This is a genomic window from Gluconobacter wancherniae NBRC 103581, assembly GCF_007988885.1.
GTDB classification, from domain to species: domain Bacteria; phylum Pseudomonadota; class Alphaproteobacteria; order Acetobacterales; family Acetobacteraceae; genus Gluconobacter; species Gluconobacter wancherniae.
In genome coordinates this window covers 1,085,998-1,109,358 of record NZ_BJUZ01000001.1, presented here as the reverse complement: position 1 = coordinate 1,109,358, position 23,361 = coordinate 1,085,998, and the positions used below count along the sequence as shown (strand labels likewise).

Here is a 23,361-nt window from a genome sequence, read left to right as displayed (position 1 = left end):
CACTGTCCGAACGGCGAGAGCGGACGGGCAGTAATAATCTGCCCGCCCCTTCTCTCAGCCGAAGATGCGCGTAAAGACGCGGTCAACAGCCTGAAGATGCAGGGAAGCATCGAAGGCGCGATCCAGAAGATCCGCATCAATACGTCCTGAAACTTCTGGGTCTTCCGCAAGATTCTCTCGGAAGCTTTTGCCATCGGGCTTGTTGAGCTTGGTCCATGTTGCCATGGCGTTGCGCTGGACGATGCGATAGGCGTCCTCGCGCGTGATACCGGCGCGGGCCAGTGCCAGAAGCACCTCTCCCGAATGGACCACGCCGCCGAGGCTTTCCATGTTTGCGATCATCTGCTCAGGATAGACGACCAGCTTCTCCATCATTCCTGCAAGACGCATCAGAGCAAAATCCAGCCCGATCGTTGCATCCGGGCAGATATTACGCTCGACAGCCGAATGGCTAATGTCGCGCTCATGCCACAGAGCAACGTTCTCAAGAGCCGGTGTCACATGAGAGCGGATCAGACGTGCAAGGCCCGTAAGGTTTTCCGAGAGAACCGGATTGCGCTTGTGAGGCATCGCGGAGCTGCCCTTCTGCCCCGGATGGAAAAATTCTTCCGCTTCCCGGACTTCGGAGCGCTGGAGGTGACGAACCTCTACAGCCAGACGCTCGATCCCGCTTGCGATGACGCCGAGCGTACAGAAGAACGCGGCGTGGCGATCACGCGGGATGACCTGCGTGGAGACGTCTTCTGCAGCCAGACCTAGTTTGTCTGCGACATATGCCTCAACTTCCGGGTCAATATGCGCATAGGTGCCAACCGCACCCGAAATTGCACAGACCGCAATTTCCTCACGGGCTGTCAGGAGGCGCTTGCGGTTACGCGCGAATTCGGCGTAGTGGCCCGCAATTTTCAGGCCGAAGCTGGTCGGCTCCGCATGAATGGCGTGACTGCGACCAATCGTGACAGTGTTTTTATGCTCGTAAGCCCGCGCCTTGAGCGCTGCCAGAACCTTGTCCAGATCTTCCAGCAGAAGATCACACGCTTGCGTCATCTGAACCGAGAGGCACGTGTCCAGAACGTCCGAAGAGGTCATGCCCAGATGAACAAAACGGCTCTCTGGTCCGATTTTTTCTGCAAGCCATGTAAGGAACGCGATGACATCATGGCGCGTTTCTGCTTCGATCTCATCGATCCGTGCGAGGTCGGCGTCGGAGAACGCGGCCATTGCGGCATCGCCCTTCGTACGGATGATCCGGGCGGCTTCGGCGGGGATTGCACCGCGCTCTGCCATGGCTTCACATGCGAGTGCTTCGATCTCGAACCAGATGCGGTAACGGTTGGCTGAAGACCAAATCGCGGTCATCTGGGGACGGCTATAGCGCGGGACCATAGGAACTCCGGAGCAGGGTGGGTCTTTACGGAGGCTGCTTAGACCAAATACGAAGATATTGCACAGACCTCTTTTGGAAGAACATTGCATTGTCGTCCCATTTTCTACTCCATTCCCTGATTGCGCTGGTTCAGGTCATCCTCATTGACGTAACACTCGCGGGCGACAACGCGATCGTGATCGGAATGGCCGTCCGTTCCCTTCAGGGACGTCAGCGCCGTCTGGCCATCCTGATCGGCACGGCATTTGCAGCGGTTCTCCGCATCGGCCTGGCACTTCTGGCCTCTCGCCTTCTGGGTATCGTGGGCCTGACATTTGCGGGTGGCCTGCTGTTGCTCTGGGTCTGCTGGAAGATGTTCCGTGAACTCCGGCAAGACATGGCCAACGAAGAAAACGTTGAGGCATCCCCTCGTCTCGGACCAGCCGTTCTCAAGATAGTCGTTGCCGATCTGTCCATGAGCCTGGACAATGTTCTCGCAGTTGCGGGCGCCTCAATCGGGCACCCGGGCATTCTCATGGCGGGACTGGCGTTCTCTGTCCTTCTCATGGGGGTTGCCGCCAATTTCATCGCGGATCTCCTCACCCGCCACAAATGGATCGCATGGGTCGGGTTGCTGGTCGTCCTCGGCGTTGCCCTCGAACTTATCATCCGTGGCGGCGGAGAGCTTCTGCAGTATGTTCCGCACGAGTAAGATCCTTTTGATTGCTGCACCCTTCTTGCTGGGGGCAGCGCCTGCTCCATCACCGGTCCATGACCGCCTGATGGAATGGCTTGAGCTGGCGGGACCAGCAGGCGTCAACCTGCCCGCCGAGCGATATCATTCCTTTCTTGTGCAGACGCCCCAATGGCCATCACGGGCCCGAATAATGTGGCGATATCAGAATGCTCTCGCCAAAACGACGGACGACGCGGAGTTATCAGAGCTTTGCCCGTCCCTGCCCCTTTCAAATGTTCAGGCGTTCCTCGTTTGTGCATCTCATCTCAAAGACCCGGGCGAACAGGCACGCAGGATTTGGATTTCCAGTGCAAACAGCCCTGCGGACGAACAAGATCTGCTCTCGCTTTTCGGGCAAAGCTTCACTCCCGCTGACCAATGGACACGCTATGAACGTCAGGAGGCTACAGGCCAGTATGCGGCTGCCCGACGCCAGATCCTGCGCCTTCAGCCAGATCAGCAGCCTGTTGCCAATGCACGTCTGAGTCAGAAAACGTCTTCGCCGGATGCCGATACACTCTTCGATGATCTTTCTACGGAGCAGCAGACAGACGCAAAACTGATACAGTATCGCATCCATGCCCTGCGCCGCGCTGGTCGTTTGGACGATGCGCTTGCTTTGTGGGATGGGGCTGGGCAGCCTTTTCAGGCCAGAACGCCATCACATGCCTGGGCTTTGGAACGAAACGCGCTCGCACGCGCCCTTCTGCTGGCAGGCAGAGGGGCAGACGCATACACAATTGCGGATGACCAGACATCTCCCGCCAGTAGCCCGGACCGTCAGAATGCCGCTTTCCTGAGTGGCTTCATAGCACTGCGCATTCAGAATGATCCTGCCAAAGCACTTCCAGCCTTCCAGCAGCTCACAGACGCCACGTCTCTTACGGTTCGTGCCCGAGGCTTTTATTGGTCCGGGCGTGCGCATGAAGCTCTGGGTCACGGGGAGAATGCCCATATCGCTTATGAGGCAGCTGCAGGGTTTCCCACCACATTCTACGGCCAACTGGCGCTGGCTGCTTTGTCTCAGACGCAGGACCTCTTGACGCGCCACTCCTCAATCCCTGAGTTTACACAGGCGCTGCAGAGAAATTTGAGCACAATGCCTGTCCCCACTGCGGGGAAAATAGCGCGTCAGGATCTCGTGGACGCCGCCATTGAACTCGCAGGTATGGGCGATATCAGAAACGCACGCCTTTTCCTGATGGCGCTTCAAATGGCCTCAGCAATGCCTTCGGAGCAGCGCGCCGTAGCCGATCTATCAGTACAATTGGGTGTTGCAGAACCTGATGTTTTCGCCGCGCGCGCCCTAGCTCGTAAAGGGGTGGCTCTTTATCCTGAGGGCTTCCCGCTCACCTATGTCGGCAACCAGAACCCGAACCTGCCTGAAGGGCTTGTCCTTGCTGTGGTTCGGCAGGAAAGTAGCTTCGATCCTTATGCGCTCAGCCCTGCAAATGCGGTGGGTCTTTTGCAATTGCTGCCAGGAGCTGCGCGGGATGTTGTCCGGCATGCTGGCCTGAAAAAACTTAATGTCACACCATCTGGTCTGGAAAATCCGGAGACGAACATCACTGTCGGGAGCGCCTATCTCTCCCAGCTTCTGACACGTTTTGACGGTGTTCTTCCCTACGCGCTTGCCGCATATAACGCCGGACCACATCGTGTTGATCAGTGGATACTGGCCAACCCACCTGCTTCCCTTGCGCAAGACGATCTTATCGACTGGATAGAGCGTGTCCCTTATCTGGAAACGCGCATCTACATCCAGAATATTCTAGCCAACATGCAAATCTACAGGACACTTGAGCAACATGACCAATCAGGATGATAGCGATCTCGTTCACAGGGTTCTTTCGCATCTTGCTCAGAGCCATGGCCGCCTTGTAACTGTAGAAAGCTGCACGGGCGGTATGATCTGTGCAGCCCTGACGGCCATATCTGGTGCATCAGAAGTGGTTGAGGGCGGCTTTGTCACTTATTCGAACGCTCTTAAAGCCTCAGCCGTTGGTGTGCCTGAGCCGCTCATCGAGGCCTTCGGAGCAGTAAGTATCGAGGTGGCCGAAGCCATGGCACAAGGTGGCCTCATGCGCGCTACGGATGCGACAATAGCCGTTTCCGTGACCGGCATCGCTGGCCCTGGGGGCGGTTCTGAGGAAAAACCTGTAGGGACAGTCTGTTTCGGTATTGCTGCAAATGGCAGGATTTCATCGGAGCGTTTGCACTTCACTGGCGATCGTGATGCCATTCGGCTTGCGACATTGAGGCACGCCCTTGAAATGGTGCTTGCTACCTAAACATTGAGCCGTTTTTCAGTGTGAATTTCTTGTGCGGAAAACCACCAATAGACTTCTGCTCACCCGCAAGGCACTTAGAAAACGATTGGCCATAAAAAAAGCCCTCACCTTGCGGGAGGGCTTTTCCAAGATTAGCGACTTTGCGAGTTTTTAGTTCGGTGTAGGCGCGTTTGCGGGCATCGTGGATTCAGTTGACGGAGCAACTGGCGTGGTCGTGCCAGGTACCGCGGCAGGAGCTGCGGGAACCGGAGTCTGTGCCTGCTGGAGCGAGCGTGCATTCAGATCCGCAGTTTCCGGCGAACCTTCACCCGGAGCAACCTTTTTCGTTTCGCTCGTGTCACCCTTTTTGTGATGGGTGCCATGCTTCCCATGATGGTGCTCTGCCATTGCTGGCGAGGCTGCTGCCACGAGTGTTGCAAGAGCTAGGGTGCCAAAAGTGATTTTCTTCACGGTAAAAACTCCTTGTCGCAAATCGTGCATCGATATCTGACAAACGCGGCGCTTCCAGAAAAGTTCACTTTCAGCCAGTCATTACGCTTTTGTAAGGTCTGGCTGAGCTCTCGGCGTAACGTGCGGGGTCCCGTATGTGTCCCGTGCGCGTTTGATGAAGGCAGACACCATTAGGCGTACTCCTTCATTGAATACAACCCCAATCGCGTTCTGCAGCAGGCGAGAACGGAATTCAAAATCAACGAAGAAATCGACCAGACATCCGCGAGGATCGGGGGTAAATGTCCAGACATTGTTTAAGTATCTAAACGGCCCTTTCTCGTAGCTTACGCGTATGCGGGAAGGACGCTCCAGCGTCACTCTGCTTGTGAATGTCTCCCGGAACGGACCAAAGCCAATCGTCAGATCTGCAACGAGCTCTGTTTCCGTGCGGGATTTAACAATAGCTTTTACACACCAAGGCAGAAACTGCGGATATTTTCCCACATCCGCCACCAGATCGAAAAGCTGCTCCGGTGTGTATGCAATCAGCCGCTGTTCGGCATGGGTCGGCATCAGACACTTTCTTTCAGTCGGCGGGCCCGCGCATCGCGCAGCTCCGCAAAATCACTGTCCGCATGATAGGAAGACCTTGTCAGTGGGCTTGCGCTCACCTGAAGGAACCCTTTTGCGCGGGCTGTTGCAGCATAACCATCAAACTCTTCCGGGGTAATGAAGTTTTTGACAGATGCGTGTTTGACTGTCGGCTGAAGATACTGGCCAAGGGTCAGAAAATCGACATCAGCAACGCGGAAATCATCCATCACCTGCCCGACCTCGGGCTTCTCCTCCCCTAGGCCAAGCATGAGGCCTGACTTGGTGAAAATGGACGGATCAAGTTTCTTCACCCCATCCAGGAGGCGGACAGATTGATAGTAACGCGCTCCGGGTCGGATGGTAGGATACAGGCGTGGCACAGTCTCGATATTGTGATTGAACACATCCGGCCTAGCCGCAACGACGATCTCAAGAGCGCCGTCTTTCCGAAGGAAATCAGGCGTCAGGATCTCGATGGTCGTCCCGGGAGATGCATTCCGCACAGAGGAAATGACCTCCGCGAAGTGACGTGCGCCGCCATCCTCAAGATCATCGCGGTCAACAGATGTGATCACGACGTGACGCAGCCCAAGCTTTGCAACTGCTTCAGCGACACGGCGAGGCTCGTCATTGTCGAGCCGGTTTGGCATCCCAGTGGTCACATTGCAAAAAGAGCAGGCACGTGTGCAGATCTCGCCCATGATCATCATGGTCGCATGACGCTGTGACCAGCACTCACCAATGTTCGGGCAGGCAGCTTCCTCACAGACTGTCGTCAGCCTGTTTTCCCGCATGAGAGCTTTCGTCTCATGATAGATGGGATGATTGGGCGCACGGACCCTGATCCAGTCCGGCTTACGCTGGATCGGGTTGTCAGGGCGATGCGCCTTTTCCGGATGCCTCAGGGCACTGGAAGGGACTGTGCGATGGTCTATCGTGATGCGCTGGGACATGGGCTTCAAATATGGAGCGCGCCGTCGAAAGCCGCCAGTGTCGATTCATGCATCGTCTCCGAAATCGTCGGATGCGGGAACACGGTTTCGATAAGCTCGGCCTCTGTCAGCTCGCTCGTACGTGCAATGACATAACCCTGGATCATCTCGGTGACTTCCGCACCGATCATGTGCGCGCCCAGCAATTCACCAGTTGAGGCATCAAAAACGGTTTTCACCATTCCGTCCGTCTCGCCCATCGCTACAGCTTTGCCATTCGCAATGAAGGGAAAACGACCAACCTTGATCTTGTGACCTGCGGCCAGTGCTTTCTCCTCGCTCATGCCAACAGAAGCAATCTGTGGACGTGAATAGGTGCATCCTGGAATGTTCAGAGGGTGCAACTGATGCGGAGAGCGGCCAGCAATCTTTTCAACACAGATGACAGCCTCATGGCTGGCTTTGTGTGCCAGCCAAGGCGCACCGGCTACGTCACCGATGGCATAAAGGCCGGGCTCTGCTGTGCGGCAGAAACCATCAACCACAATATGCGTACGATCTACTTTGACACTGGTGTTTTCGAGGCCAAGATCCTCGACATTTCCCACAATACCAACCGCGCAGATCACACGGTCCACAGTCAGTTCAATGCTGCCTGCCGCGCTCTCGATTGTCGTGGAAACCTCGTTCTCGCTCTTATTCAGCGGGCCTACTTTTGCGCCGGTGATGATCTTCATCCCCTGCTTTTCAAAAGACTTACGAGCCATGGCGCTGATTTCCGGATCTTCAGCAATCAGAATACGATCCGCCACTTCGGCAATCGTCACTTCACTGCCCATATTCCGGTAGAAAGAGGCAAATTCGATGCCGATAGCGCCTGAACCGATCACCAGAAGACGCTTGGGAAGCTCTGTCGGGGTCATGGCTTCCCGCGCTCCCCAGATGAGCTTGCCGTCTGTTTCCAGTCCTGGAAGCTGACGTCCGCGCGCACCGGTTGCAAGAATGACGTGGGGTGCAAGAATGGTGGCGATCTCCGCTCCATCCTTGGAAATGCTTACCTTGTGTGCTTCGCCTGCACGTCCCGCAAGTTTCGCGCGACCGTCAAAGGTTGTGACTTTGGCTTTTTTGAGCAGATGCGCAATTCCGCCACCCATACGCCTTGCGATGCTGCGAGAGCGACCCACGATCTTGCTCAGATCAAATCCAACATTCTCGGCAGAAAAACCGAAATTGCCTAGTTCGTGGAGCATGTGGTGAATTTCGGATGAACGCAGGAGCGCCTTGGTCGGAATGCAGCCCCAGTTCAGGCACACCCCACCCATATGTGTGCTTTCAACAAGCGCCACATTCATGCCGAGTTGACTTGCGCGCAGTGCGGCAACATAGCCGCCCGGGCCACCACCAACGACGATCAGATCGAAAGTATCGGACATGGTTCAGACCACCAGAGAGTAAGGATTCTGCACGATGTCGCGCAGTGCATTCAGCCATTGCGCGCCAAGAGCGCCATCGACTGCACGATGATCAACAGAAAGTGTCGCTGTCATGACCGTTGCAATCGCAATTTGGCCATCCTTGACGACGGCACGTTTTTCACCAGACGCGATGGCCAGAATGCCAGCCTGCGGCGGGTTGATAATCGCTGCGAAATCACGGACTCCGAACATACCCATGTTCGAGATCGAAAATGTACCGCCCTGAAATTCATCAGGCTTGAGCTTCCCTGCCCGCGCCCGCTTGGCCAGGTCCTTTGCTTCGCGGCTGATCTCACGCAGAGACTTGCTGTCTGCACCGCGAATGATCGGAGTGATAAGGCCATCAGGAATAGACACAGCCATCGAAATATCGATGTTCTCGAAATGAAGCGTTTCAGCATCCGTAAACTGAACATTAAGGCCGGGCAGCTTGCGTAGGGCAAGTGCCACGGCTTTGATCATCATGTCATTGACGGAAATTTTGTAAGCGTTGTCCTGAGATGTCGCGTTGAGTTTTGCGCGCAGTGCAAGCAACTCGTCCAGCTCGATATCCACCGAGACATAAAAATGTGGAACCTGCGTTTTCGACTCTGTCAGGCGACGAGCAATCACCTTGCGCATCGTAGAGTTCGCAACGCGGGTCACGTTATCCACGGAGGCTGTTGTAGCAGCAGGTGTGCTCTTTGGTGCCGGCGCTTCAACAGGCGCAGCCTTTGGACGATTTTCAACATCGCGGCGCAGAATGCGACCGTTCGGTCCAGAGCCCTTGAGCGCTGTCAACGCAATCCCCAGTTCCTTTGCGATCCGCTTGGCCAAAGGAGACACAAAAATTCGTGCTCCTTTCTCCGCTGTTGAGGAAGGCTGTTTCGTGGATGGAGCATGGTCAGGCTGGGGCTGCGATGGCGCAGATGGTGGCTGATTTGCCGGGACCGAAGCTTCCGGAACAGCTTCCCCATCTTCAACAAGCACAGCAATCGGTGTGTTGACCGGAATTCCCTCGTTGCCCTCCGCAATCAGGATGCGCCCGAGGATACCCTCGTCCACAGCTTCCACTTCCATGGTCGCCTTGTCAGTCTCAATTTCGGCGATAACGTCACCAGCAGCAACGGCATCCCCTTCCTTCTTGAGCCAGCGTGCCAGCTTGCCCTCGGTCATGGTCGGCGACAGAGCCGGCATCAAAATATCGGTAGCCATTGTCGGTCAGTCCCGGAACTGCTTGCGGACAGCATCCACTACCCATTCGGGCTTTGGAAGTGCCAGTTTTTCAAGGTTGGCGGCATAAGGAAGCGGAACATCTAGGCCACAGACACGTGCAGGTGGCGCATCGAGCCAGTCAAAGGCGTGCTCCGTTGCAATCATGCATATTTCTGCGCCTATACCAGCGACAGGCCAGCCTTCCTCGACTGAAACAAGTCGGCTGGTCTTTTTGACGCTGTTGACGATCGTTTCGGTGTCTAGCGGCCGGATGCTGCGAAGATTGATGACTTCTGCATCAATACCCTCTTCTGCCAGCTTCTCTGCAGCTTCAAGTGCTACGCCGACCATGATGGAGAATGCGACCAGCGTCACATCCTTGCCTTCACGTTCGATCTTTGCGCGACCGATCGGCAGTATGAAGTCCTCGTCGACCGGGCATGGAAATTTTTGTCCGTAAAGGATCTCGTTTTCCAGCACGATGACTGGGTTAGGATCACGGATCGCAGCGCGCAGCAGTCCCTTTGCATCGGCAGACGACCAGGGCGCCACAACCTTCAGGCCTGGAATATGTGCATACCAGCTTGCAAAGCATTGTGAGTGCTGCGCGCCGACACGCGCAGCCGCGCCGTTAGGGCCACGGAACACGATGGGGCACCCCATCTGTCCGCCAGACATGTAAAGCGTTTTTGCTGCGGAATTAATAATATGATCAACAGCTTGAAGCGCAAAATTCATTGTCATGAATTCAACGATTGGCTTCAGTCCCGTTAGGGCCGCACCAACTGCCATACCCGTGAAACCATGCTCGGTTATCGGAGTATCGATGACACGCTTTTCACCAAACTCGTCCAGAAGGCCTTGGCTTATCTTGTAGGCACCCTGATATTGCGCAACTTCTTCGCCGATCAGGAATACATCCTCATCCCTACGGAGTTCCGCTGCCATTGCGTCACGAAGTGCCTCACGCACAGTGATTTCAGATGTCTCGCCCCAGTCGCGATCTTCCGCAACAGCGATTGAGGGCGGTGCTGTGGCCACAGCACTAGCGTTTGCAACAGGGCTCGTAGCTGGGCTCTCATTTGCAGGAGCGGAAGAGCGCGCGAAATCGCCCGCAGACGCAGCGTCTTCACCCTCGTCAAGCAAAACAGCGATTGGCGTGTTTACAGCGATGTTCTGCGTTCCCTCAGGAACCAGTATCTGGCCGAGAATACCGTCATCAACGGCTTCCACTTCCATGGTCGCCTTGTCGGTCTCGATTTCGGCAATCACGTCACCAGACTGAACCCGCTCACCGACCTTACGCAGCCAACGGGCTATCGTCCCTTCGGTCATGGTGGGCGAAAGAGCTGGCATCAGAATTGGAGAAGCCATGGGTTATGCCTCCACCAAAATGTCGGTCCACAGTTCAGACGGGTCCGGCTCCGGGCTGACCTGAGCGAATTCCACTGCGTCAGCAACCGTTGCTTTCACTTCTGTCTCGATATCTTTGAGTACGTCTTCGGTAATGCCAGCGCGCAGCATTTCAGCTTTTAGATTTTCGATAGGATCGCGTGTCCGGCGCATTTCTTCCACTTCTGTTCGCTGACGATATTTCGCTGGATCAGACATGGAGTGCCCGCGATAGCGATATGTTTCCATTTCCAACAGGAATGGCCCCTTGCCCGCACGGCAATGCTCCATCGCTTCCTGAGCGGCCTGTTCGACAGCAAACACATCCATGCCATCGACTTTCCGGCTCGGAATGCCCCAAGGCTCGCCGTTGCGCGACAGGTCCTTGGAAGCTGTTGCACGCTCGATTGAGGTGCCCATGCCGTAACGATTGTTCTCAATCACGTAGATACAGGGGAGCTTGTGAAGGGCCGCTAGATTGAAACTCTCGTAAACCTGACCCTGTGCAGAAGCACCTTCGCCGAAATAGACGATCGAGACCTCATCTGAGCCACGGTATTTGTTGGCAAAAGCAAGGCCGGTCCCCAGGGAAACCTGTGCGCCAACAATGCCGTGACCTCCGTAGAACTCTTTCTCCCGGGAGAACATGTGCATGGAGCCGCCCTTCCCGCGGGAATAGCCTCCTGCCCGTCCTGTGAGTTCAGCCATCACGCCGCGGGCAGTCATGCCGGCAACCAGCATCTGTCCATGATCGCGATAGGACGTGATAGACTTGTCGCCCTGCTTCATGTGCAGGCCAATGCCTACAACAACCGCTTCCTGGCCGATATAAAGGTGACAGAAACCACCAATCAGACCCATGCCATAAAGCTGGCCGGCTTTTTCTTCGAAACGGCGGATAAGGACCATGTCCTTGTATGCGCGTTTCATTGTTTCCGGCGAAAGGGCCGGACCGTTGCTCCGGTCCGGAACGGAAGGCATCCCGTCCATGGCGGTCTCCTGGTGGAAAGTCTTGATTTTGAAATGCTCCTTACTGGCATGAACGGGAAATGGCCAGTCCATGCACGGGCCCGGAACCGTAAAGTTCCCGTAAAGCTTTATAAGGAGTAGAAAGCTAAGCGGTTGTCCGATCAGAAACCGAGAAGCTTGCGGGCCGCTGCTCCCGGATCGTCCTGCCGGAGCAGGCTTTCACCAACGAGGACTGCACTTGCCCCAATGTCTCCAACTCGCATCAGGTCGCTCTGGGTTCGGATGCCGCTTTCAGAAATAACGAGACGGTCTGGAGGAACCATAGGAGCAAGATCGATAGTCGTTTGAATATCGGTCTTTAACGTCTTGAGATTGCGGTTGTTTATGCCAATCATAAACGTATCGAGCGCGAGGGCGCGTGTAAGTTCATCTTCATCATGCACCTCTACCAGGACATCCATGTCGAGGCCGCGTGCAATGGCGATAAGCTCTGACGCCTGACTCTCTGAGAGCGCTGCCATGATAAGAAGAATGCAATCAGCACCGATCAAGCGGCTTTCATGAACCTGCCACGGATCAAGAATGAAATCCTTTCTCAGGATCGGGAGGCTGCAAGCTTCCCGCACTAGACGGATATCATCAGTCTTTCCATGAAAGCATGACCCTTCCGTCAGAACGGACAGGCACGTCGCTCCCGCAGCCTGATATGCTCTTGCGATACCGACGGGATCATATTCCGGCCGAAGAATTCCAGCAGACGGTGATGCTTTCTTGATTTCCGCAATCAGTCCGACCTGACGATCTGCCGTCAGGTGCTGTAGAGCCTGACCAAAACCGCGTGTCGGGGTGCTGACTTCACGTGCCCTTGTCGTAATCTCTTTAAGGGACATGATCTGTGAGCGCTGTTCCACGTCAACCCGTGTACGTGCACAGATACGAGCCAGAACATCTCCGCGATCAACCTCCGCTTCGGCGGCGGGATCTTCTACTGGAGGTGTTGTGGTCTCCGGAATTTCCGGATCCGGGAACTGACCATCCGCCTCAGAGGACGCATAGGCAATAGCCGGTCGCTGTGGCATGAAGCTCATGATAATCCTGTGTTTTTGCTGGCAGTGTATAGAGTTGGAGACATGCTCGCGTTCTGTAGCGCTCTGAGTGCGTGTCCGTCGTCCAGAGAACGCGCAGCCAAGGCGACGTTCTTCTTCAATGAATTGGGGCAAATCTTCCCCGTTTCAAGAATATTCCCGCGGCCCGCAACATGAAGTGCCGCAGCGGCATTCAATAAAACGGTATCACGGTAACTTCCTTTTTCGCCTTCGAGCAGAGCACGAAGTTTATGCGAATTATGCTCGGCGTCGCCTCCGCGAATAGAGGAAATCGGAGAAACTGGAAAACCTGCCATTTCGGGGCTTACAGTAAAATGAAGGGTTTTCCCATATTCCCACGCAACGACCGTGGCGGAACCGGCAAGTGTCAGCTCGTCACTGCCACCTTCATCTGTCTCTCCATGGACTGCCCATGCACACTCTGCGCCCAGACGGCCCAAAGTTTGTGACACTGGCTCACACCAACTTTGATCAAAAACGCCGACAAGCTGTCGCTTAACCTGAGCTGGATTACACAGAGGGCCGAGCAAATTAAAAATTGTTCGAAAACCCAATGCCTTGCGCACCGGACCTGCATGGCGCATGGCAGGATGATGTAGCGGAGCAGCAAGGAAGGCTAACGCGTTTGATTGCAAACTATTGGCTTGCTTTTGAAGATCTTCGATTGGCAGAATACCGAGCTTTTCCAGCACGTCTGTCGCACCGGATTGCGAAGAAAGAGCACGATTGCCGTGTTTCGCAACGGGTACACCTAGGCCAGCAAGCACAAATGCAACGGCGGTGGACACATTGAGTGTCCCTAGGCCGTCTCCACCTGTTCCGCAGACATCAATGCTTTCAGAAGGGGCTGCAGGGAGGACTGTCATATGGGCCCTAACGGCCCTTACAGCACCTTCAAGCTCATCCGGTGTTTCACCACGCATGTGAAGGGCTGTGAGAAATGCGGCCAGAGGTACAGGCTCGGCGCCACCCTCCATAATGATATTGAAAGCGTTTTCAGCTTCCATGCTGCTCAAGGACTGTCCTGAGGCAGCTTTTTTCAGAATATCGGAAAAAGCAGGCTCCTGGGTAAAGACACTCATCAGGCAGCCTGAACCGTCTTCGTCGTTATGCCTGCAATATCCAGGAAGTTCGAAAGAAGCTCCCGCCCCGCAACGGACGCAATGCTCTCAGGGTGAAACTGCACACCATGGATCGGGTAATCACGATGACGCACACCCATAATAACGCCATCTGCCGAGCGGGCGTTGACCAGAAGCTCAGCAGGAATGGTCTCAGGTGCAAGCGTAAGGCTGTGATATCGTACAACGTCCACAGGCATCGGAAGATTTGTAAAAACGCCTGTCCCATCATGTTCGACCGCACTGATCTTGCCGTGCATGGGAACTGGCGCACGCACCACTTTGGCGCCGAAAACCTGCCCAATAGCCTGATGTCCTAGGCACACACCCAGCACAGGCACCTTCCCCGCTGCGGCGCTGATCAGATCAAGGCAGACGCCTGCATCATCTGGTGCGCAGGGCCCTGGTGAAATCACGATTGCGGAAGGTTTAAGCGCAAGAGCTTCTTCAGCGGTTAAGGCATCATTGCGACGGACTTCACAAGTCACACCCAGCGCACCGAAATGGTGCACCAGGTTGAAGGTGAAGCTGTCATAATTATCGATGAGCAGGATCATGGCAGCAAGATGGCCTGCACATTCGTCTGCGTCAAATACATCCTGAGCTCAACCCCTTGCCGCCGCCGAAACCGCAGCCTCTGCCGCACGGAACAATGCCCGGGCTTTCGCGCGTGTTTCCTGATATTCCGCTTCCGGATTGCTGTCAGCGACGACGCCACATCCAGCCTGAACATACATCGTGCCATCCTTTACGACAGCCATGCGTAAACCGATGCATGTGTCCATCTCGCCATCAGCACCGAAATAGCCGACACAACCCGAATACGGCCCGCGGCGGGTTGGCTCGAGTTCGTCAATGATTTCCATGGCCCGGATCTTCGGGGCGCCAGTAAGGGTTCCTGCCGGGAATGCTGCCACAAGAGCGTCCATGGCCCCGCATTCCGGACGGATTTCTCCGGTAACGGTCGAGGAAATATGCATGACGTGGCTGTAACGCTCGACCATGAACTGTTCCGGAACTTTCACGCTCCCAAGCTTCGCAACGCGCCCTACATCATTGCGGCCGAGGTCGATCAGCATGAGGTGCTCAGCCAGTTCCTTCTGATCAGCCAGAAGTTCCTTCTCAAGCGCAAGATCCTGTGCCACATCCTTCCCTCTGGGGCGCGTGCCAGCCAACGGACGAACGGTCACTTCTCCCTGCCGCAGACGTACAAGAATTTCGGGCGAGGAACCCACGAGTGCGTAGTCCTCCAGCTCCATCAGAAACAGAAACGGTGCCGGATTTATGCGGCGGAGACTGCGATAGAGAGCAAGCGGAGACAGGGGGAATTCGGTTTTAAAGCGCTGGCTGGGAACAATCTGGAATGCATCTCCAGCAGCGATATAGTCCTGCGCAGTTCTGACATTGGCCAGAAACTGCTCATGAGACATGTTTGATTCAGGCAGCGTCAACTCGCTACCCGCAGGTAGTGTCTCCGTCACATTGCCGAGAGGAGCTGCAAGAGCCTCCCTCGCCTGCTTCAGGAGCGTTCGAGCTTCTTCTTCCCCCATTGACCCTCTTACGGGTACAGCGAGCGTCAATTCGTCACGCACGGAATCGAATACGGCAAAAAGGCGTGGCCGGATCATGACACCCTCAGGGAGGGCCAAATCATTGACCGGCCCTACCGGAAGGCGTTCCATCTGGCGGACCATGTCGTATCCCAGGACACCAAAAACACCCCCGATCATGGGGGGCATTCCTTCTGGAAGGTCCATCTGGCTCTCGTCCACGAGAGTCTTCAAAGACTCGAGTGGCTTCCCGGGAACTGCCACGCCGTCTCGGGTTGCCTTGCCATCCCGGCACTTCCAGACAACATCCGGAAGAAGTGCAATGACCGAATAACGCCCCCTTGCGGCGCCTCCTTCCACGCTTTCGAACAGAAGCCGGTATGGATCCGTCGATATTCGAGAAAGGCGGATAAAGGCCGAGACAGGTGTTAGAAGGTCAGCCGCCTCGATTGTGTGGAGGATGGTCACTGCTGCGCTCCGGTTGCCGCCACAACCTGATTGAAGAGGCTCATGTTGATGTGCGTCGGGGGGACTTCTTTCTCAAACGCCGCATTCAACGCCACAGGGATATCGCTTTGCAGAGACTGCAGATACTGGCTCTGCAACTGCGATGTTAGTTGGTGAATATCTTTCGGATCCGGAGCTTTCTCGGAGGTCACGTTTACAAGCCAGTAGCCCTCTGGCGTTTCCAGCATCGCGGTTTTGCCGACAGCATTTCCGAATGCGGCACGCGTCACAGCTTCCGGCAAGCTCTGATCTGGATGGATGCGTGAAAGCGTTACATTACGGCGCATGCCACCTTCCTCAGGCTGGCCTGCAACCGCTTTCGCAAGCGTTGTGGATTTTGCAGCCGTAAAGAGAGTGGTGGTGCGTTCGTTGGCGATCCGACGGTTCTGCTCTGCGGTCCATTTCTGAACGACCTGCGCACGCACGCTCTCGAACGGTTTCAGTGTTCCGGGCTGAACATCATCAACAAAAATTGCGAAAGCACTTCCATCAGGGCCATTCACAACGCTCGGCTGTGCGCCCTTGTTCTGAGAAAATACACGGGCGACCACAGCTTTGCGCAGAGCTTCATTCCCTGGGATGGGCGCTGGCATGCCATCTTTGGTCATACCCTGCGCATCCATTGTGCCCGCAACAGGGGCGGCCCCGAGATCAGCCGGAATGCGATCAAGCGTTGTGGAGCCTGCAACGGCATCCTGAAACTGTTTCATGCGGGCCTGGACGGCCTGCGGTGCTTCCTGCTTCTGCACCTGTGCAGTCATGTCCGCTTTTGCAGCGTCAAAGCTTGTCGTGTGAGGTGCTTTGATCGTGGTAATTTCGAACACGACCCAGCCTACGGATGTCTTTACAGGGCCTGTCACCTGATTAAGCGGAGCAGAAAATGCAGCTTTCGCGAGTTCTGGATTAGGAATGTCGCTCTCACGAGCATCCGGAAGGGAGACACTTGCGGCATCAGAATACTGCTTTTGCAGATCTGTCCACGGAAGGCCCTTACGCCACGTCACAGCAGCACTGTCCGCGCGTGCTTCGTCTGCGAAGGTGATAACCTGAAGGGTCCGGGTTTCGGGAACGTTATATGTGCGTTCCTGTGCTTCATACAGGCGCTTCAGCACGTCATCCGGAACCTCAATAGAGCGTGCCACGGTATCCTGTGTCAGCAGGACCATCTTTGCATGACGATATTCCGGTGTACGGAAATCCCATGGATGGTTGTCATAAAAACGATGAAGCTGTGCGTCTGTAGGCGTTGTTACGAGCGGCGCGGTTGGCAGCGGAATAAAGAGCACGTCCAGAACACGCTGGCGGGCATCGAAGCTCAGAAGACGCTCTGTCAGGCTCGTCGGAATCTGTACGGACTGCCCCATGCCCTGAAGAACAGCACGTGTGATGATATCTTCGCGCATCATGCGGATCAGGTTTGCTTCCGTCATGCCAATACGGGTCAGGCGCTCGTTCAGGATAGAACGGTCAAACTGGCCTGCAGCATTGTGGAAGAACGGAATTGCAAAAATTTCCTGACGGACAACGTCGTCAGGAACGTCCATCCCCGCCCGTGCTGCAGCAGCCTGGACCTCATTCTGGGTGATCAGATTCTGCAGCACCTGGCGCGCAGCCTGTTCACGGGCTGCTTGTGGCAGGTGAGAAGCATCAGCCAGGCCCATCTGTTGCGCGACCTGAGGAAGCTGGGCGTTCAGGCCGCGTGAGAGGTCGTCCGGCGTGATGCTGCGATCCCCCACTTTCATGATGGCGTTGGAACCTGAAGTCCCCATATTGGAATACACGTCTCCAACGCCCCAGCCGATGAAGGCAAGGAAGATCAGAAGCGCAGCAGCGCGCCCGGCCCAGGAGTCAACTAAGAGATGACGCAGTGTTGTTATCATAGTGTCAGGACGTATCCGGATGGCGGGATGGTGCGAGCGCTGAAAGCCCGCTAGAACTGGCGGCACCATAATGTCGCAAGGACGGCTTGACCAGCAATGGCTTGCAGGCTGACAGGGGAAGACGCAAAAAGCGCCGCTTTCCGGGCCTGAGCTACCGCTGGTTCCTCCTGAAAGGAAATCAGTAATGACTGCGCTGCCAAAGCTCGTTGTCGGTAACTGGAAGATGCATGGCCTTCGTGAACACGCATCGCACCTCGCCCGTGCGATCGCGGAAGGTGTGCGTTCGATTGAGGGGAATGTGCAGACAATCATCTGTCCACCCTTCACCCAGCTGGCTGGCGTGCATGACATCATTGATGCCAGCGGCCCTACCGGTCAGTTTTTTCTCGGCGCCCAGGATTGCCATACGACGGCATCCGGCCCGTTCACAGGCGATATCTCAGCGACGATGCTCGCAGATCTCGGCACGAAATACGTCATCCTTGGTCATTCCGAGCGACGTCAGGCTCATGGCGAAACCAGCCAGATCGTGTGCAAAAAGGTTCAGGCCGCAGAAGCTGCCGGGCTTATCCCTATCGTTTGTGTTGGTGAAACACTAGCCGAGCGTCGCGAAGGACGTACTGCAAGCGTTCTGGCAGCTCAGATTGAAAGCTCACTGACAGACCGCTTTACCGGCGTTCTGGCATACGAGCCTGTCTGGGCGATCGGAAGCGGAATCATCCCCCCGCGTGAAGAACTGGAGAGAACGGCAGCGCTTATCGTTGGGCTGTTGCAATCACACCTGAAGGCGGATGACATTCGCGTCCCGATCCTGTATGGCGGCTCAGTTACGGCGTCGCAGGCGCCTTCAATCCTTTCGATCGGGGCGCTGGACGGCGTACTGGTAGGGAGCGCCAGTCTGGAAGCCGAAGGTTTCCTGGACATCATCCGCGTCGCCGCCAGCTTTTCGTCTCCGCCCCTCATACAGACCGGATCCTTTCGTTCATGACCACTTTTCTGCTCGTCATCAACCTGCTTGTCGCTCTCGCGCTGATTGGCACGATTCTGATCCAGCGTAGTGAAGGTGGCGGTCTCGGTATCGGCAGCAGTCAGGGCATGGGTTCGTTCATGACAGGCCGTGGCACGGCAACACTCCTCACCCGTGCAACATCAGTGCTGGCAGGTATTTTCATGCTGCTGTGCCTCGTTCTGGCCGTGATGAACCGTGGTGCATCCTCGGGTATTGGCGGCCATGACATCCTTGCCCAGCCTGCGGCTACAACCCAGTCTGCTTCGGTTCCTGCCGCTCCGGCTCCCGCTGCGCCAGCTCCGAAGACGATTCCTTCTCACTGAACTGATGCGGAGACGCAGTCTCCGCTTCCCCTACCCCGTCCGTTCAGTGTATGAGGACCGCCCATGACGCGGTTCGTATTCATCACCGGCGGTGTGGTATCTTCTCTTGGCAAGGGCATCGCTTCTGCGGCGCTCGCTGCTCTCCTCCAGGCGCGCGGATATAAGGTCCGCATGCGCAAGCTGGACCCTTATCTTAACGTGGATCCGGGCACCATGAGCCCGTATCAGCACGGTGAGGTGTTCATAACCGATGACGGGGCGGAAACAGACCTCGACCTCGGCCATTATGAGCGTTTCACGGGCGTGCACGCCCGTCGTGCTGACAATGCCACAACAGGCCGAATCTATTCGGAGGTCATCGCGCGTGAACGGCGCGGAGATTATCTGGGTGCGACGGTTCAGGTCATTCCTCACATTACGGATGCCATCAAGGAAGCTGTGGTTTCCGGCACGGACGAATACGATTTCGTTCTGGTGGAAATTGGCGGCACAGTCGGCGACATTGAGAGTCTGCCGTTCCTTGAGGCTATTCGTCAGCTTCGCAATGACCTTGGTCATGACCACACCATGTGTGTTCACCTGACGCTCCTGCCCTACATCCCAGCGGCAGGCGAGCTCAAGACCAAGCCAACGCAGCATTCCGTCAAGGAACTTCAGAACGTCGGTATCCAGCCACAGATGCTGCTGTGCCGCTCTGATCGTCCGATCCCTGACAACGAGCGCCGCAAGATTGCGAATTTCTGTAATGTACGCCCGCAGGCTGTCATTGCAGCGCTTGACGTCGATACGATCTACGCCTGCCCCATTTCCTACAACCGCGAGGGGATGGACAGCGAAGTCCTGCGTTATTTCGGCTTGCCACATGACGGCACGCCGGATCTGTCACGCTGGGAAAAGATCGTTCACACGATTCGCGAACCAGAGGGCGAAGTCCGTGTTGCTGTGGTCGGAAAATACACAGCGTTGCTCGATAGCTACAAGTCTCTGGCGGAAGCGTTGCTGCATGGCGGCATTGCAAACAATGTCCGTGTGAAGCTCGAGTGGATCGAATCGGAAGAATTCGAAAAATCAGCTGACCGCCTCGAGCGCCTGCGTGATGTGGATGCCATTCTGGTTCCAGGTGGATTTGGTGAGCGTGGTGCGGAAGGCAAGATTGATGCCGTTCGCTTCGCCCGCGAAAACAACATCCCCTTCCTTGGCATTTGCTTCGGCATGCAAATGGCTGTGATCGAATGCGCGCGTTCCCTCGCAGGGCTGCCAAATGCCTCGTCAACCGAGTTCGGCCCAACAGACGAACCATTGGTTGGCCTGATGACCGAGTGGGCACGTGGCAGCGAGATGCTTCGCCGCCGTGAAGGTGGAGAGTTGGGCGGGACAATGCGTGTCGGTGCATACCCTGCAAAGCTGGCTACTGGCTCGCGTGTTGCAGAGGTTTACGGCAAGACGGATATTCGTGAGCGTCATCGCCATCGCTGGGAAGTGAACGTTCACTATCGTGATGTTCTGGAAAAGACAGGCCTGCGTTTCTCGGGCATGTCACCGGACGGCATTCTTCCTGAGGTCGTGGAATACCCCGATCACCCCTGGTTTATTGGCGTGCAGTATCATCCTGAACTGCTCTCCAAGCCTTTCGATCCGCATCCCCTGTTCTCTGGCTTCATCAAGGCCGCAGTTGAGAAAGCACGCTCCTAATGAGCTTCTCCATTGGAACGCTGGATATCGGTCAGAACCGGCCCTTTACGCTTATTGCAGGGCCGTGCCAGATCGAATCCGAAGGACATGCCGTGGAAATGGCGGATGCTTTGTCCGCCCTTACCCGTGAGCTTGGCATCGGGCTGATTTATAAAAGTAGCTTCGACAAGGCGAATCGCAGCTCCGCTACCGCTGCGCGCGGTATCGGCATGAGCAAGGGACTCGAAATTCTGTCCGGGATCCGGGAGCGCTTTGGTGTTCCTGTCCTGACGGATGTTCACGGTGCCGAGCAATGTGCAATCGCCGCAGAAGCTGTGGATGTTCTTCAGATCCCGGCGTTCCTGTGCCGCCAGACTGATCTTCTTTTGGCAGCAGGTAAAACTGGTCGCGCCATCAACGTGAAGAAGGGTCAGTTTCTTGCGCCTTGGGACATGAAGAATGTTGCCGAAAAAATTGCCTCAACGGGCAATGAGCGAATCATGCTTTGCGATCGCGGCACGAGCTTTGGCTATAACACTCTTGTGAGCGATATGCGCGGTCTGCCGATCATGGCCGAAACCGGCTACCCGGTCGTGTTTGACGCGACTCACTCCGTTCAGCAGCCGGGTGGTCTGGGAACAGCCACGGGTGGCCAGCGCGAATTCGTGGAGCCGCTGGCGCGTGCGGCACTCTCCATTGGTGTTGCTGTGGTGTTTATCGAAACACACCAGGACCCTGATCACGCTCCCAGCGATGGCCCGACGATGGTGCCATTAAAAGAAATGAAAGGCCTTCTGACACGTCTGAAGGCCTTTGACGCACTGGCAAAGTCTTACAGCGCGTAATGATTTTGCGGGGCGAGTGACGCCATCAGCAGACTGATGATCACGACCGCTGTCAGTACGGCGCGAAGAGGCAGATAGCCTGGCGGGAGCGCTCCCTGCCGCCAGGCTGCCCGCTCAATCATGAATGTCGCGGCAAAGCCGATGATTTCTAAAAAGTATCCAGCGCGCATATTTGCCAGAACGCCGATGCACAGGCACAGCCATGCCCAGAGCGATGGACAGACTCCGAGCAGAAGCCGTTGTCTGTCACGCGTCGATGGTCCGCTGATTGTGATGATATCTGGCCTTTCCATGGCCAAACCCCAGTGCACGGCGCCCAGAAACGAGAGTATACAAGCGCCGTAAGCCAGAAGAATCAGTGTCAGATGAGGCAATGGTGTGAAAAGGCCGGCGAGAAAAATCCAGCCTCCGAGTGTGACGAAGGGCAGAAGCCCCGCTAGTCCGAGCAGGACAGCTAGGAAAGGAAGACGGTTCACGTCGATTGACCTCGTGGCATGATTTTGAGACTTGAAAGCACTGTTCCATTTAGAACGGTTCCGAGCCACCCCCGGTTCATGAATATCCAGGAGAGCTTCCTTGAGCGCCATCGTTGATATCACCGCCCGCGAAATCCTGGACAGCCGTGGCAATCCGACTGTTGAAGTCGAAGTCGAGCTGTCTTCCGGTGCGAAAGGCCGTGCTGCTGTTCCATCAGGTGCCTCCACGGGCGCTCATGAGGCCGTTGAACTCCGTGACGGTGATGCATCGCGTTATAACGGCAAGGGTGTCCTGAAGGCCTGTGGCTTCGTTGAAGATGAAATTCTCGACGTTTTGCAGGGTGCGGAGTCCGAAGATCAGATCGCCATCGACAATGCGATGATCGATCTTGATGGTACGCCAAACAAGGCGCGTATCGGTGCGAACGCAATTCTTGGCGTTTCCCTTGCCGTTGCTAAGGCAACAGCAGAAGAGCTTGAGCTTCCGCTCTACCGTTATGTTGGCGGCGTATTTGCCCATACGCTCCCGGTTCCTATGATGAACATCGTCAATGGCGGCCAGCATGCCGATAATCCCATCGACATTCAGGAGTTCATGATCCAGCCAGTCGGCGCACCAACGATCGCTGAAGCCGTTCGTATGGGCTCTGAAATTTTTGCCTGCCTCAAGAAAGGCCTCGCAGCAGCGGGACATAACACCAATGTTGGCGATGAGGGTGGCTTCGCTCCCAATCTGAAGTCTGCTGATGAAGCTCTTGGATTTATTGCAAAATCTGTGGAGTCTGCTGGCTACCGTTTGGGTGAGGATGTTACGTTCGCACTGGATTGCGCAGCAACTGAGTTCTACCGTGACGGCCGCTACAAGCTCGATGGTGAAGGACGCGACCTGGATTCAGAAGGTATGATTTCATATCTCGAAGACCTCGCGAACCGCTATCCAATCGTGTCAATTGAAGACGGGCTGGACGAAGACGACTGGGCTGGCTGGGCAGAGCTGACCAAGCGCGTTGGCCATAAGCTTCAGCTGGTTGGTGACGATCTTTTCGTAACGAACCCTGAGCGTCTGCGTCGCGGCATCAAAGCCGGTACAGCGAATGCCCTTCTGGTGAAGGTCAATCAGATTGGAACCCTGACAGAGACGCTTGAAGCCGTTGAGGCCGCTCACAAGGCAGGTTACTCCTGCGTTATGAGCCATCGTTCGGGTGAGACGGAAGATGCTGTCATTGCAGATCTAGCGGTTGCTACCAATTGCGGTCAGATCAAGACGGGCTCCCTGTCCCGTTCAGACCGTACAGCAAAGTACAACCAGCTTATCCGCATTGAGCAGCAGCTTGGTAGCGCAGCTCGCTATGCTGGTCGCGGTATCCTTAAAAATTCCTGAGTGACTTGTGGGTGGGCCGTTTATCCGGTCCACCTTCTTTTTTAGCTTCGGACAAACCAAAACCTTCACTAAGGTCATTGTTCAGCCATCTTACCGTGCGGTAAGGTTGCT

Annotated in this window: 22 protein-coding genes; 8 read left to right on the top strand and 14 right to left on the bottom strand. The window is 55.8% G+C overall.

Annotation, left to right across the window (positions count from 1 at the left end; translation table 11 throughout):
* Positions 1 to 54 precede the first annotated feature (54 nt).
* On the bottom strand, positions 55 to 1,386 hold the full coding sequence (purB, locus tag GWA01_RS05150) for an adenylosuccinate lyase (protein ID WP_146794663.1): 1,332 nt from the start codon (positions 1,384 to 1,386) through the stop codon (positions 55 to 57).
* Positions 1,387 to 1,475: 89 nt separating this feature from the next.
* Between purB and GWA01_RS05145 the strand changes: the two genes are divergently transcribed.
* Genes GWA01_RS05145 through GWA01_RS05135 form a run of 3 tightly spaced genes read left to right on the top strand, consistent with a single transcriptional unit; the run spans position 1,476 to position 4,393 of the window.
* A complete protein-coding gene (locus GWA01_RS05145) occupies positions 1,476 to 2,078 on the top strand; it encodes a TerC family protein (protein WP_146794661.1) in 603 nt (200 codons plus the stop codon).
* Positions 2,062 to 3,927 carry a lytic transglycosylase domain-containing protein gene (locus tag GWA01_RS05140; protein WP_146794659.1) on the top strand — a complete coding sequence of 622 codons (1,866 nt, stop codon included), beginning with the start codon at positions 2,062 to 2,064 and terminating at the stop codon, positions 3,925 to 3,927. Before GWA01_RS05145 ends, GWA01_RS05140 begins: the two co-directional genes overlap by 17 nt.
* Positions 3,911 to 4,393, top strand: a complete 483-nt coding sequence (locus GWA01_RS05135; protein ID WP_146794657.1) for a CinA family protein — start codon at positions 3,911 to 3,913, stop codon at positions 4,391 to 4,393. The genes GWA01_RS05140 and GWA01_RS05135 overlap by 17 nt, the downstream gene beginning before the upstream one ends.
* Positions 4,394 to 4,543: 150 nt before the next feature.
* On the opposite strand, the gene GWA01_RS05130 is transcribed toward GWA01_RS05135, so the two are convergent.
* The 12 genes from GWA01_RS05130 to GWA01_RS05075 all read right to left on the bottom strand — a co-directional run bounded on the left by GWA01_RS05130 (position 4,544) and on the right by GWA01_RS05075 (position 17,545).
* On the bottom strand, positions 4,544 to 4,843 hold the full coding sequence (locus GWA01_RS05130) for a hypothetical protein (RefSeq protein ID WP_146794655.1): 300 nt from the start codon (positions 4,841 to 4,843) through the stop codon (positions 4,544 to 4,546).
* A gap of 81 nt (positions 4,844 to 4,924) precedes the next feature.
* Complete coding sequence (locus tag GWA01_RS05125; RefSeq protein ID WP_146794653.1) at positions 4,925 to 5,398, bottom strand: type II toxin-antitoxin system RatA family toxin; 474 nt, start codon at positions 5,396 to 5,398, stop codon at positions 4,925 to 4,927.
* Positions 5,398 to 6,372 (bottom strand): lipoyl synthase, encoded by a 975-nt coding sequence (lipA, locus tag GWA01_RS05120; RefSeq protein WP_146794651.1) that lies wholly within the window; start codon positions 6,370 to 6,372, stop codon positions 5,398 to 5,400. Before lipA ends, GWA01_RS05125 begins: the two co-directional genes overlap by 1 nt.
* 5 nt (positions 6,373 to 6,377) lie before the next feature.
* Entirely contained in the window at positions 6,378 to 7,784 is a 1,407-nt protein-coding gene (gene lpdA, locus GWA01_RS05115) for a dihydrolipoyl dehydrogenase (protein WP_146794649.1), read from the bottom strand.
* 3 nt (positions 7,785 to 7,787) lie between these two features.
* On the bottom strand, positions 7,788 to 9,020 hold the full coding sequence (locus GWA01_RS05110; RefSeq protein ID WP_146794647.1) for a pyruvate dehydrogenase complex dihydrolipoamide acetyltransferase: 1,233 nt from the start codon (positions 9,018 to 9,020) through the stop codon (positions 7,788 to 7,790).
* A gap of 6 nt (positions 9,021 to 9,026) precedes the next feature.
* The gene (locus tag GWA01_RS05105; RefSeq protein WP_146794645.1) at positions 9,027 to 10,394 is read right to left on the bottom strand and encodes a pyruvate dehydrogenase complex E1 component subunit beta; all 1,368 of its coding nucleotides are present in this window, start codon (positions 10,392 to 10,394) and stop codon (positions 9,027 to 9,029) included.
* Between the two features lie 3 nt (positions 10,395 to 10,397).
* On the bottom strand, positions 10,398 to 11,393 hold the full coding sequence (gene pdhA / locus GWA01_RS05100; RefSeq protein WP_371858427.1) for a pyruvate dehydrogenase (acetyl-transferring) E1 component subunit alpha: 996 nt from the start codon (positions 11,391 to 11,393) through the stop codon (positions 10,398 to 10,400).
* Between the two features lie 149 nt (positions 11,394 to 11,542).
* Positions 11,543 to 12,469, bottom strand: coding sequence for an indole-3-glycerol phosphate synthase TrpC (gene trpC / locus GWA01_RS05095; RefSeq protein ID WP_146794641.1), 927 nt, complete (start codon positions 12,467 to 12,469; stop codon positions 11,543 to 11,545).
* Complete coding sequence (gene trpD / locus GWA01_RS05090; RefSeq protein ID WP_146794639.1) at positions 12,466 to 13,569, bottom strand: anthranilate phosphoribosyltransferase; 1,104 nt, start codon at positions 13,567 to 13,569, stop codon at positions 12,466 to 12,468. Before trpD ends, trpC begins: the two co-directional genes overlap by 4 nt.
* Positions 13,569 to 14,165 (bottom strand): anthranilate synthase component II, encoded by a 597-nt coding sequence (locus GWA01_RS05085; RefSeq protein WP_146794637.1) that lies wholly within the window; start codon positions 14,163 to 14,165, stop codon positions 13,569 to 13,571. Before GWA01_RS05085 ends, trpD begins: the two co-directional genes overlap by 1 nt.
* Positions 14,166 to 14,213: 48 nt before the next feature.
* Positions 14,214 to 15,626, bottom strand: a complete 1,413-nt coding sequence (trpE, locus tag GWA01_RS05080; RefSeq protein WP_146794635.1) for an anthranilate synthase component I — start codon at positions 15,624 to 15,626, stop codon at positions 14,214 to 14,216.
* Entirely contained in the window at positions 15,623 to 17,545 is a 1,923-nt protein-coding gene (locus GWA01_RS05075) for a peptidyl-prolyl cis-trans isomerase (RefSeq protein ID WP_146794633.1), read from the bottom strand. The genes trpE and GWA01_RS05075 overlap by 4 nt, the downstream gene beginning before the upstream one ends.
* 193 nt (positions 17,546 to 17,738) lie before the next feature.
* On the opposite strand from GWA01_RS05075, the gene tpiA reads away from it, so the two are divergent.
* The 4 genes from tpiA to kdsA all read left to right on the top strand — a co-directional run bounded on the left by tpiA (position 17,739) and on the right by kdsA (position 21,393).
* Positions 17,739 to 18,533, top strand: a complete 795-nt coding sequence (gene tpiA / locus GWA01_RS05070) for a triose-phosphate isomerase (protein ID WP_186819492.1) — start codon at positions 17,739 to 17,741, stop codon at positions 18,531 to 18,533.
* Entirely contained in the window at positions 18,530 to 18,877 is a 348-nt protein-coding gene (gene secG, locus GWA01_RS05065; protein WP_146794629.1) for a preprotein translocase subunit SecG, read from the top strand. The genes tpiA and secG overlap by 4 nt, the downstream gene beginning before the upstream one ends.
* A 63-nt stretch (positions 18,878 to 18,940) precedes the next feature.
* Complete coding sequence (locus GWA01_RS05060; RefSeq protein WP_146794627.1) at positions 18,941 to 20,569, top strand: CTP synthase; 1,629 nt, start codon at positions 18,941 to 18,943, stop codon at positions 20,567 to 20,569.
* Positions 20,569 to 21,393, top strand: a complete 825-nt coding sequence (kdsA, locus tag GWA01_RS05055) for a 3-deoxy-8-phosphooctulonate synthase (protein WP_146794625.1) — start codon at positions 20,569 to 20,571, stop codon at positions 21,391 to 21,393. The genes GWA01_RS05060 and kdsA overlap by 1 nt, the downstream gene beginning before the upstream one ends.
* On the opposite strand, the gene GWA01_RS05050 is transcribed toward kdsA, so the two are convergent.
* Positions 21,381 to 21,869, bottom strand: a complete 489-nt coding sequence (locus GWA01_RS05050; protein ID WP_229315984.1) for a DUF3429 domain-containing protein — start codon at positions 21,867 to 21,869, stop codon at positions 21,381 to 21,383. The genes kdsA and GWA01_RS05050 overlap by 13 nt on opposite strands.
* 100 nt (positions 21,870 to 21,969) lie before the next feature.
* Between GWA01_RS05050 and eno the strand changes: the two genes are divergently transcribed.
* Positions 21,970 to 23,250, top strand: coding sequence for a phosphopyruvate hydratase (eno, locus tag GWA01_RS05045; RefSeq protein ID WP_146794623.1), 1,281 nt, complete (start codon positions 21,970 to 21,972; stop codon positions 23,248 to 23,250).
* The last annotated feature ends 111 nt before the right edge of the window (positions 23,251 to 23,361 follow it).